This is a genomic window from Filomicrobium sp. (assembly GCF_025698805.1).
Taxonomy (GTDB): Bacteria; Pseudomonadota; Alphaproteobacteria; order Rhizobiales; family Hyphomicrobiaceae; genus Filomicrobium; species Filomicrobium insigne.
In genome coordinates this window covers 19,942-32,026 of record NZ_JAILWT010000002.1, presented here as the reverse complement: position 1 = coordinate 32,026, position 12,085 = coordinate 19,942, and the positions used below count along the sequence as shown (strand labels likewise).

Annotated in this window: 7 protein-coding genes; 3 read left to right on the top strand and 4 right to left on the bottom strand. The window is 55.8% G+C overall.

What is annotated here, in order from left to right; translation table 11 throughout:
* The first annotated feature begins 131 nt into the window (after positions 1–131).
* From K5845_RS03885 to K5845_RS03875, 3 genes are read left to right on the top strand one after another with little or no spacing between them, the layout of a single operon-like run.
* Positions 132–1,289, top strand: a complete 1,158-nt coding sequence (locus K5845_RS03885; protein WP_052743611.1) for an efflux RND transporter periplasmic adaptor subunit — start codon at positions 132–134, stop codon at positions 1,287–1,289.
* Positions 1,289–4,360, top strand: a complete 3,072-nt coding sequence (locus tag K5845_RS03880; protein ID WP_287958436.1) for an efflux RND transporter permease subunit — start codon at positions 1,289–1,291, stop codon at positions 4,358–4,360. Before K5845_RS03885 ends, K5845_RS03880 begins: the two co-directional genes overlap by 1 nt.
* 53 nt (positions 4,361–4,413) lie before the next feature.
* A complete protein-coding gene (locus K5845_RS03875) occupies positions 4,414–5,169 on the top strand; it encodes a class I SAM-dependent methyltransferase (RefSeq protein ID WP_287958435.1) in 756 nt (251 codons plus the stop codon).
* A gap of 28 nt (positions 5,170–5,197) precedes the next feature.
* On the opposite strand, the gene K5845_RS03870 is transcribed toward K5845_RS03875, so the two are convergent.
* From K5845_RS03870 to K5845_RS03855, 4 genes are all read right to left on the bottom strand, one after another.
* Positions 5,198–5,698, bottom strand: coding sequence for a GNAT family N-acetyltransferase (locus tag K5845_RS03870; protein ID WP_287958434.1), 501 nt, complete (start codon positions 5,696–5,698; stop codon positions 5,198–5,200).
* On the bottom strand, positions 5,695–7,554 hold the full coding sequence (gene nhaA / locus K5845_RS03865; RefSeq protein WP_287958433.1) for a Na+/H+ antiporter NhaA: 1,860 nt from the start codon (positions 7,552–7,554) through the stop codon (positions 5,695–5,697). The genes K5845_RS03870 and nhaA overlap by 4 nt, the downstream gene beginning before the upstream one ends.
* A gap of 374 nt (positions 7,555–7,928) precedes the next feature.
* Entirely contained in the window at positions 7,929–9,401 is a 1,473-nt protein-coding gene (locus K5845_RS03860) for a methyl-accepting chemotaxis protein (protein ID WP_046476069.1), read from the bottom strand.
* Positions 9,402–9,637: 236 nt separating this feature from the next.
* Positions 9,638–11,950, bottom strand: a complete 2,313-nt coding sequence (locus K5845_RS03855; protein WP_287958432.1) for an ABC transporter substrate-binding protein — start codon at positions 11,948–11,950, stop codon at positions 9,638–9,640.
* Positions 11,951–12,085 lie beyond the last annotated feature (135 nt).

Sequence of the window (12,085 nt, the reverse complement as noted above, 5' to 3'; positions counted from 1 at the left end):
AAATCGAGCGACGGAAACGGGGCGTCGCTTACGTTCCACGTTCACCAAACATATTGGCGCATCCGTTCTTCGGCATGTGTTATATTGGCGGCTGAACCCGTGCCTCTGGCCGCTGAGGAGGGTCTTCGTCGATGCGAAAATTCTGGCTATGGTCTACAGCGCTCCTGATTGCGGGTGGAGCTGCCTATGTGGCCGTGTCTCAGAACATCGTGAAGGTCCCACCCGAGATCTGGGCCGCGATCAAGGCTGAGACCAAGGATAGCGAAGCCAAAGCGGCTCCTGCCACAGGTGCGATACGTTCAGCGATCACTGTCGAAAGTGGTCAATCTCGCACGATATCTCGAACGCGCGATCTGCGGGCGATCGGAACGCTACGATCTGATGAATCTGTAAAAATTGCACCCGAGATTGCTGGACGGGTCGTTACTGTCGGCTTTGCCGAAGGACAGGCCGTCAAGCAGGGCGACATTCTCATGAAGCTCGATGACGCATTGGCGCAGGCCGAATTAGCGGACGCAGAGGCACGCTATGTTTTGGCTCAGGCTAATAACGAGCGTGCGAAAGCTCTCTCTAAAACCGGTAACGTCACTGAAAAGGCGCAGGACGAAGCCAAGGCCAATCTGCGGACTTCCGGTGCTGCCGTAGACCTTATGAAAGTCCGGCTCGACAAACATACAGTGCGCGCGCCGTTTGATGGGATTGTTGGGATACGGCAGGTGTCACCAGGTGCCTTCATTACGGCAGGGACGACCGTGGTGAACCTTGAGAAGATCGATCAACTTAAGGTCGACTTCAGCTTGCCGGAGATTTATCTCGCTGAAATCAGTACAGGCCAGACGGTCGACCTTCGCGTTGATGCGCTGCCTGGAAGGGGCTTCCAAGGTAAGATTTACGCGATTGACCCAATGGTTGACGTCAATGGGCGGTCATTGACGATCCGTGCTCTTGTTCCAAACGGTGATGGTGAGCTTCGGCCTGGTCTGTTCGTACGAATCATCGTGAAGGGACGAATCGAGCGACAGGTGGTCGTGGTTCCGGAAAGTGCTGTGGTGCCGCGGGCTGGCGAGAACTACGTCTACCGGATCGACGATGGCAAGGTGGTCGAGGCCAAAGTCAAATTGGGGGACCGCGCCAACGCTGAGGTGCAAATTCTCGAGGGGCTTGCCAGCGGAGCTACCGTCGTGACGGCGGGGCAGCAAAAGGTCAAGAACGGTGCCTCAGTGAAAGTGGTCGAGACGCGTGGATCTATCCCGCTTCAGCCTAAGACCACTCTTCGCCAGGGCAGCTGATGGGCACCTTCGCGTTTTTTATTCAACGGCCGGTTTTTTCGACAGTGATGAGCCTCGTGCTCATCCTTCTCGGCATCGTGTCCTACGGCCGACTGACCGTTCGCGAGTATCCGAACGTCGATGAGCCCGTGGTTTCGGTTTCGACGACATATCCTGGCGCATCTGCGACGATTATCGAAACTCAGGTGACGCAGATCTTAGAAGGCTCGATTGCTGGAATTTCCGGAATCGACGTTTTGGAGTCTACAAGCCGGTCTGAATCGAGCCGTATCACGGTCCGGTTCCGTTCTGATGTCGATCAAGACGTTGCGGCCAGTGATGTTCGCGATCGTGTTAGCCGCGTTCGGCGACGTTTGCCGGATGAAATCGAGGAGCCGACGATCTCGAAGGTCGAGGCGGACGCACGTTCGGTCATGTACCTCGTCTTCACGAGTCCGCAGATGTCGGCGTTGCAAATTACTGACTATGTCGACCGTTTTATTGTCGACAGACTGAAAAATCTCAACGGCGTGGCTGACGTCGTTATTTTCGGCGAACGACGATATGCGATGCGTATCTGGATCGATCGCGAACGTTTGGCTGCGTTTGACCTCACGGTGCAAGATCTTGAAGCCGCGCTTCGCGCGCAGAATGTTGAGCTTCCTTCGGGGCGGATTGAAAGTCAGGATCGGGAATTCTCCGTCCTGTCGCGCACGGGGCTCGTGACGCCGGATCAGTTCGGCGACATCGTGATCAAGCGGACCGAGGGCCATCAAGTCAAGATGCGCGAAGTTGCCCGCATTGCGCTCGGTGCTGAAGATGAGCGGCGCGACGGGCGCTACAATGGCGAACCTGCCATCGTGGTCGGTATTATCAAACAGGCCGTAGCCAATCCACTCGATGTCTCGCAAGCTGTACGTGGCGTGTTGCCTGAAATGAATCGGTCTTTGCCTAACGGGATGACGGCGGACATTGGCAATGATGATGCGGTGTTCATCGACCGCTCCATCAAGGCCGTTTACATGACGATTGGCGAAGCCATCGCGCTTGTTGTTGTGGTGGTCGTTTTCTTCCTGAGGTCGGCGCGGGCTTCGATCATCCCAATCGTAACCATTCCAATTTCGTTGATTGCGACCTTCACGCTGATGTTCGCGCTGGGGTTCAGTATCAATACGTTGACGTTGCTGGCTATGGTGTTGGCGATTGGGCTGGTGGTCGATGATGCAATCGTCGTGCTGGAAAACATCTACCGCCATATAGAAAGTGGCATGAAGCCTGTCGCGGCTGCAATCAAGGGCACCCAGGAAATTGGTTTCGCCGTGGTTGCGATGACGTTGACGCTTGCAGCCGTATATGCGCCCGTGGCGTTTGCGCCGGGTAAGACGGGCAAGCTGTTCCTCGAATTCGCACTTACGCTCGCAGGCGCGGTGCTGGTTTCCGGTTTTGTTGCGCTGACGCTTACGCCGATGATGTGCTCGAAACTGCTACGACATGAGGCCAAGCCAGGGCGCATTTCGGCGGCGTTGGAGCGTGGTCTTGTTGCTTTTGAGGCCGGTTATCGGAGGGTTCTTTCGGCGTCGCTCAATGTGCGGCCGCTGGTGCTGCTGATTGCCGTCGGGGTTGCGGGCATGGCCGGGGTCTTCTTCTTATCGCTGAAGTCCGAACTCGCCCCGGTCGAAGATCGAGGTTCAATTCGTGTTCGCGGTTTTGGGCCAGAAGGTGCGACACTCGCATACACAGCCCGCTATTCCAGTGAAGTTGATGATATCTTCAAGACGTTGCCCGAGGTCCAATCACGGTTGGTGATCAATGGCACGCCTGAGGTGACGGGCTTCCTTGCGATCGGGCGCCTGTCGGATTGGAGCGAGCGGGAACGTACGCAGCAGGAAATGAGCAAGCAGATTGCGCCTGGCGTGCGTGCAATCCCCGGCGTGAGGGCGTTTGTGCAGGATCCCGGATCGTTCGGTCAGCGCGGATCTGCCCGGCCGGTGGAGTTTGTCATCCAAACTTCGGGGACGTACGAGCAGCTTGACGAGTACGTCAATCAGATGCTCTCTCGCATCGAGAAGTATCCGGGTCTTGAGAGCGTTGATACCGATCTCAAGCTCAACACACCTGAGTTCCGGCTTGAAGTGGACCGCGCCAAAATCAACGATCTTGGCATTGACGTGAACGTTGTCGGGCGGACCCTGGAGACCTTGTTGGGCGGACGCGAGGTGACACGTTTCGAGATGAACGGCGAGCAGTATGACGTCTATCTGCAGCTCGCGGCGTCCGACAGATCTTCTCCCGATGCGCTCAATACAATCTTCCTCCGGTCTCCTACAGGTCAGATGATACAACTCTCCAACGTGGTCAGCGTGAAAGAGGCTGTGGCTCCCAAAGAGTTGAAGCGGTTCAATCAGCTTCGGGCCGTTACAATTTCGGCGAACCTTGCCCCGGGATATGCGCTCGGTGACGGTCTTGCATTCCTGGAAAAAACGGCTCGTGAGATCTTGCCTGCCAATGTGCAGACGGATGTGAATGGTGAGAGCCGTGAATTCCGTTCGGCCGGCCAGAGCCTTGCGCTCGTCTTCTTGTTGGCTCTTGGATTCATTTATTTAGTCTTGTCCGCTCAGTTCGAGAGTTTTCGCGATCCGGTTATGATCATGATGACGGTGCCGCTGTCGATGACCGGAGCGCTGGGTATGTTGTGGCTTGGTGACGGCACGCTCAACGTCTACTCGCAGATTGGCCTCGTCACCCTTGTGGGATTGATTACGAAGCACGGCATCTTGATCGTTGAGTTTGCTAACCAGAGGCAGATGGCAGGACTTGACCGGCGTTCCGCTGTGATCGAGGCTGCGGTGCTGCGGTTACGGCCCATCCTTATGACGACCGGTGCCATGGTGCTCGGTGCGTTGCCGCTAGCGATGGCCACGGGCGCCGGTGCGGAAAGCCGTCAGCAGATCGGTTTTGTCATAGTGGGTGGTATGACGTTGGGAACGATCCTAACGCTGTTTGTGGTCCCGACCGTTTACAGCTTGATGGGGCGTCGCCATGTGGAGGTGCCCGCAGCGCACGACGACCACGTTGCCGTTCCTGGTGAGTGAAGACCATCTGCGCGATGCAGACAGCCGGCCATCATCATTTGAGACATCCGAGCATGAGTAATCGTTACAGGACGCTCGCTGCATGGGTCTATCACGTTGATAAACCCATCGGGCATTCCTTTGGAGATATCGAGTTTTATCGTGAGCGGCTGGCTGGTTGCGAAGGGCCGATCCTCGAACCGGCAGTCGGGAATGGGCGTGCGATCATTCCTCTTATCGAGTCGGGATGTGATGTTGTTGGCTTTGACACCTCGGCAGATATGTTGGACTTCTGCCGCAAGGAATGTGCGGCCCGTGGCCTGAAGCCTTCGTTAAGCGTGCAGAGCTTTGAAAGCTTCGAGTATGACCGGAAATTTGAGGCCATCATTATTCCGGCTGGATCATTTCAATTGATCACCGAGGCGACGGTTGCGCGCTCTGTGTTATGCCGGTTTCAGAGAGCACTCTCTCCCGGCGGACGGCTGATCGTTGATCTTGATCCCATCTCGAGTTTTGTAACGCCTGGGGCCCGCGTGCGGCATTGGCAAGTCGGCGATGATGTTTTGACGTTGCAGGAATCCCGCGCCGAAACGGATTTCGTTCGCCAGACAACTGTTTCGCAGCTTCGTTACGAGCACTGGCGCAGTGGACAGCTCGTTTCCGTTGAGTTGGATCTGTTCAGTTTGCGTTGGTGGGGAATTGTTGAGTTTGAATTGGCTTTGCGTGAGGCCGGTTTCACAGAGATCGTGATTTCCGGCGACTACCGACATGGTTTGATGCCCAAGAGCGACGTGCGAAGCATCACGTTTGAAGCTCGCATACCAGAATAGTGGGGCCCGATCGGGTTCGCAGTTCCCGTTATCTCAGATCCTTTTCCATGACGAAGTTTGTTAGCGCGATGCCGTTGCGGGTCACCGTCTGCGGTTCGATAACCTGCCAGCCCTGACGCAAGAAGAAGCTGCGGGCGAGATAACTCGCTTCTGTCCAGAGCTTTGTCAGGCCGTGGTCCGCTGCCTCAATGAGAATGGCTTCGTACAGCTTGCTCGTTATGCCTGAGCCCATGCGATCCGGAGTGACGAAGGCCAAGTCAATACATCCCTCGCGCGATAGCGACATGAAACCGACGATCTGATCTTCTTGTTCGGCCACCAGTGTCGTCTGAGATGTCAGGCGTTGGTGCCAACCCGACGGCTCAGGAACGGTCGGGGCCCAGGCTTGGCGTTGGGCATCGTTGTAATGATCGCGCGTGCCGAAATGGACCGCGTCAAAGAATATCTGCGCAGTCGCGCCGAGATCCTTTTCCTGACAGCGGCGGATCAAGAGCAATTGATCTTTCGCGTGCGGAGGCTTCCCGTTCACGACTTCACCGCAGTACTGACATCCACTTCTTCGATGTCTGGTTTTGGTGCCGTTATGAGTAGTGCCATACCAATCGTTGCGGCTAGAATAGATGCTGCGAACACCGCAATCTTTGCTGCTGCGAAATCGGCTTGAACGGGAAATGCCTGGCCGGCGATGAATAGCGACATGGTGAAACCAATGCCTGCGAGGGCACCGGCACCCGCAAGCTGGCGCCAGGAATAGGCTGCGGGCTTCACTGCAAGTCCGGCACATACGGCAAGAGCTGCGGCCGATAGCATGCCGACGGGTTTACCGATCACAAGGCCCGATATTATCGCCAGCATCAGCGTTTCATGGCCTGTGATCACGTTCATCGACAGGGGAACTCCTGCGTTAGCTAGCGCGAAAATTGGAAGCACCAGATAGCTGGATCGCATGCCAGCGTGCCGCAAGAGACGGTCCGCCGGAGATTCCAAACGGTCGTGAATGGCTTCCAATGTACGCATAGCCATTGTCGAAGGGCCGTGGCGCAGGGCTTCTTTATTGCGTTGCGCCTCGTTTGCCATGATCGAATCTGCCTGAGCCATCAGGGCCTTGAGATTAGGTGGTGGGCGCGTCGGAATGAACAGCGCGAGTACGACTCCAGCCAGTGTTGGATGTAGTCCACTTGCGAGGACGCAGATCCAGAGGCCAAGTCCGATGATCATATAGGGGAACACGCGGTAGATACGGGCCCAGCTTAACAACGCCAGACCGCCCGTCAGCACGACCGCGGCGGCCATATATTCGAAGGACAGTTCGCCAGAATAGAACACGGCGACGACAACGATCGCGGCGATATCGTCGACGATGGCGGCGGCGGTCAGAAAAATGCGCAGTTCAATCGGTACGCGCTGCCCCATCATGAATATGAGCGCGACGGCGAACGCGGTGTCCGTCGCGATGGGTACGCCCCATCCGTGTACCCACGGGCCGGACGGGACAAAGAGCGCATAAATTAGAGCCGGCATAATCATTCCGCCGAGTGCGGCGGCTATGGGCAGGGCTGCAGACTTGCGTCCTGCGAGGTGTCCGACGGTGAATTCCCGTTTTATTTCCAGGCCGACAACCAGGAAGAAGATGGTCAAAAGGCCGTCGTTGATCCAGTGAAGCAGCGACATTCCAAAGCTTGCGCCGCCTAAACTCAGCGTGAGTTTTTGTTGCCAGAGGCTGAGGAATTCCGGCCCCATTTCGGAGTTGGTCAGAAACACCGCTAACACGGTCGCGAGTAGGAGCAGCAGGCCAGCTGAGGGGCCCCAGCTCACGAAATCGACGGCTGCGGCCGCGACCCTGTGCCCGAGCCGGCCAAACATGGCATCGGAGAACGAGCTTTCGTCCCAGGCGCCATCGTAGCGGCGACCATTTATGAAAAATGTTGGTGTAAAGAGAACGCCGCTTGCCTGGGCGCTATTAATGTCGGCATCGACGCGCTTTTTCGCGCGGAGTTCAGAGCGTTCACTGTCTTCGGGTGTCTGATGTTCGAGATCCAGTTTCTCGGCGACGACGACCAGGTCTTCTTCTGTCAGCGTTTTGGAGCGCGACATCAATTCCATGTGCGCGTCCCAGAAGCGGATTGGGTCGGTTGTGCGCTCAACTAATTCCGCTGCGCGACGGGCTAGATCGTTGTCTGGAATTGGCTTGTGTCGGAAAACGTAGCGGAGACGGTCTCCGAGATCATCGCGCACATTTGCGATGCGATCGTTCGCTGCGCGGCAGTGCGGGCAGGCGTAGCTGCCATACTCGACGAGGGTAATTGGTGCTCCCGGAGGTCCCAATACATGGTCGTAACGGGCATCGACAGAGCGGTTTAGCCGATTGCGCGTTCCTGTGGCCATGCGTCGTCCTCATTGCGAAGTCGGAAACATCATTCAGGTTGGCACTTGGGTCAGATTGCTGAACCGCGTGGACGGCCCACAAATTTTATTAGGCTGCATCGTTCGCGCTGTCACGATCTGATGGGTGATCTTGTTGTCACCTATGAGGGAGAGACTTGAGATTAGATGGAGCGGTTCGTCAGCATGCTTAGGTTGAGACATCCAGGAGGCTGGTTTTAAATAGGAGTTAACGCTCTAAGATAGGTACCGAGCTTAAATTTCATTCAGCTGATGCTCGCCCGCACCAAAAAAGGCAGGGCGGCCCTAGCCGTCCTGCCATAAGGTGGGTGGGGGGGATTATCGTTGGAGGCGTTTTTGGGAACGCCCCGGGAGGGTCAGGCAACAAGCGCTTTCGACGCGTCCAAAACCTTGTGTGCAGACTGATTAGCTTCTCGCGTGACTTCCAGGATTTTTCCCATGTTGTCGGTAATGATCTGAACCCCGGCGGCCGCTGTTGTCATGTTGGACGAGATCTCTTGAGTCACAGCGCCTTGCTGTTCGATCGCTGCTGCGATGTCCGAGGAGATGTCGCTGATTGAATTAATCACGTCGGTGATGTCTTTGATCGCCTTTACGGCCTCGGCGGTGCCGGACTGTACGGTATCAATTTGGTTTTCAATTTCGGCGGTCGCTTTTGCTGTTTGGTTGGCCAGCGCTTTGACTTCGCTTGCGACTACGGCAAAGCCCTTACCTGCTTCCCCGGCACGGGCCGCCTCGATTGTGGCATTCAATGCAAGCAGGTTCGTTTGCCCCGCGATGGAGTTGATGAGGCTAACAACCTGCCCGATGCGATCAGCTGACCCCGCGAGTCCCCCGACAATCTGATTGGTGCGGCTTCCAAGCTCGACCGCTTTTTGTGTGATCTTGGCAGCGTCATCCACGCGGCGGCCGATTTCCATAACCGAGCACACGAGTTCCTCGGCGGCGGACGCGACAGCCTGCACGTTGGCTGAGGTTTGGTTTGACGAGGTGGCCGCACTTTCCACCTCAACGTTGGTGGCTTGAATTGCGTTCGTAACCGTTCCGAGGTCGACATCGATTGTTTGCTTGATCGCTGCTTTGAGGGCGACCTGTTTGGAGATGTCCGTGCAAAATTTTACGACCTTGTAGGGCTTGCCCGAGGGGTCGAAAATTGGATTGTACGTGGCCTGCAGCCAGATCTCTTTGCCGTTTTTACCGATGCGCTTGTATTCGCCGCCTTGGAACTCGCCGCGGTTCAGCGTTTCCCAGAATTGCCGGTAAGCCGGGCTGTTGCGATCGGCATCCGTTACGAACATCCGGTGATGCTGCCCTGTGATTTCGTCGAGGGCGTAGCCGGTCGTTGCAAGGAAGTTGGGGTTGGCTGTGATGATTGTACCGTCCAGATTGAAATGGATGACGGCGTTGGATTTGTTTATCGCGGCGATCTGGCCGTCCTGGTCGGCTGCCTTAAGTTTGCGTTCCGTTACGTCGGAGCAGAACTTCACAATTTTGTAGGGTCTTTTGCTGGAGTCGAGGAGCGGATTGTAGGTGGCCTGGATCCAGATTTCTTTTCCGCTTTTGCCGATGCGTTTGAATTCTCCAGATTGGAATTTGCCGCGATTTAGGCCCTCCCAGAAATTTCTATACTCGGCACCCGTTCGGTCTTTATCGGAAACAAAAATACTGTGGTGTTTTCCTTGAATTTCTTGGAGCGTATATCCGACGGTGTGAAGAAAATTTTCGTTGGCCGTCAGGATTGTTCCGTTCAAGTCGAACTCAATGACCGCTTGAGATTTGTCCAAAGCTTGAAGTTTTGCGAGCAACTCGCCGGACTTTGAGAATGACATTTGGACGATCCGTTCGCTGAAAGCTCAATCACGCGTAGGTTGTAATATATTGACGCGATTGTTAAGCGAGCCTTAATGCTATAGTTGCGAATTGGGAAAAATTCCCTTCGACGACGGAAGGTGCCGTCTATGCTATTATGAATGGTGGTATGCAAAACTCTATGCTATTTGCGCCATTTTATGGGTGATTGTGACGACGAACTTTTTCTTAGGCTTATCCGTCAACCTTCGTAAGGCTAGGCGGGTGGGACCGATGTCATGGTGTGCACATAGTATGCGATGCCTACTACCAGTGCGGGTATTGCGCCGATGTGAATGAATTCGAGACTTCGTGAAAGCCAACGTCTGCTTGCGACCCGGTTGTTTATTCTCATGATTGAAATCACGATCATCAGGCTGACGAGCATGTAATCGAAAAGGAATATGCGATCCGAAAGCGTGGCTGTGTCTGAATCCAATTGCGGAAGCGACAGATACAGCGCGACGGCGGAAAGTAGAGCTGTCACCTGGATCGTAATGATTGCTTCGAAGTGTGATTGTGGAATGAAGATGGAGACGTAAGCGACGATAAGAATGAACGCCAAGGGTACGACAACCCTCAGGAAATAATCGGTCACCTCGCGCTTCATCATCCAAACGTAGCTGGCTTTGTAGAACGGTACGGCGCTGGGCTCGTGCGTGTATGCGTTCACGATCGGAACGTAGTCTTCGTCAATTCCGACATATTGGTCTTCGACGTTCCAATCATCCGATGCGACGGTGTGATCGCGTAGATCCAGGGGCGGCGGTTGGACGATGAATTGTGCATCATCGCTTTTGGGCTGGATTTCGATCGCAAAGCGCTGGGTATCAAACGGATAGGTTTCGAGGTCTGGCTGGAACAGGAAACGCCCGTTGACTTTGTAGACTTTCATCGTTGCGGGGAACGCATCGCTGCTTCCGCCGCCATGCAGTTCCTCGATGGTGATCTGGCGGCCGTTCGTACGCGGGTCGAGATACGCATTCGTGAAGTCAATTTTGTCTATGGATGCGGTGTCGGTTGCGTGCATCGACAGGTAGAATTCGGCGAAGAATGACCTCTCGTTTTCGTCGACGCGGTGTGCGCGGATCATGTCTACATCGACGTAGAACGTTTCAATCCGGCGAAATTCACCGTTTCTGACGCGCACGAACTGAACCGGGGCCAACTGTTTGCGCCCGAGGCCTTGCGGCAAAATCAGGATGAGTGGCGGACGTGAAGCCACGCGCGTTTGCGGGTCGAAAGACCAATTTTGGAAGCGTCCGCGATATGCGCCGCGACCGGTTGCGTACGTCGTCGTTAATGCGCGGACGATCGATAAATGTCGGGTGGGGAGGTCTGCGTCTGGCCCGGCCGCGCGCGCGGCCGAAGAAACGAGCGCGACCATGTCGGCGAACTTGCTTCCGCTGTTTATGGCGCGGAGGTTTGCATGTTCGAAGGGATCTCGGAAACTTCTTTCGGCCTCTTCTTTGCAGGACCCGTCAGCCCATCCCGGCGCGGTGGGATTTTTCTGACCTTCAAAAATCCAGGCACCTGGAGCGGCTTGGGTTGCGACGCGGCGCATGCGCTCGTTGTAGACCTCGGGAAGGTCGTCAGATGCAAGCTCATACATCGCGTTGGGGTAGGTATCCCGCGTTGCGCTGGACAGCCGGTCCAAGCTGCCGATCATGAAAATCGCGGGCGTGACACCCGCGTCGCGGATTTTATTGATCAGCGGTTCCGTCTGCGCGGATCCGACGGCGACCAGGATCAAGTCTGGTTGTTTGACTTTGAGATCCTCTGCGATCGCCTCCAGATCGCTGGGATCGAGTGTGTCGCCTTTCAGGAGTACGCGGTGGTCTGCCGTAATTCGATCCGGACCGAGTGCGGAGGAGACGGCATCAACCAAGGCCTTGTTATAGACGGCGTCATCTCTCACGACGAAGGCCACACGCTGAAAGCCCATTTGCGCGAGGAAGTGTGTAACGATGGGGGCGCGTTCTTCCTCCTGTGACGGGCGAGTGGAGAACACATTAGGCAGGTCTTTGAAGATGCCGTTCACTGATACGTCGGTTAGAAACGGCACATTACTTGCGCGAAGTTCCGGAGACATAGCTTCGAACAAAGCTTTACCCCGCGTCGAGCTGGAAAGACCGATTACCGCCAAGAGGTTTGGCAGTGCGAGGGCGGAGCGCATATTGCTGATGGTTTTCGTCTCTTCGAGGAAGTCATCGAAGAAATGGAGTGAGACGGGCCGGCCGCGAATGCCGCCGTAGGCGTTGATCCTGGCCTGTTCCTCGCCTGTGAGTTTGCGAATGGCTTCGACGTAGCCACGGCTATAGCACTCTTCAGTTCGGGTGCTGGTAAAGAGGGCGATATTGTAAGGTGGGCCTGCCGCGGCCTGAGCTTCGTCCTGTGCCCTGGCGGTGCCGGACGCTAAAAGGACGAAGAGCGCAATAACGATCAGTATGAAGAGGGCTAGGGGCAGTAGACTTCCGACGCGTCCCAGACATATTTGGCTCGCCGTTTTAGACTGGTCCGACGCGTACATATATATCCCCCCAGCGTGCCCACGGTGAGGACTGCTTCCGGTTCCCGTGGAGCAGCTCTGGCCGCTTGAGACGGCAAGTCATGGGCGTCCGATTTATTACTCCAACGGCCTAAGTATCAAAAGCGGTCTGTTGAG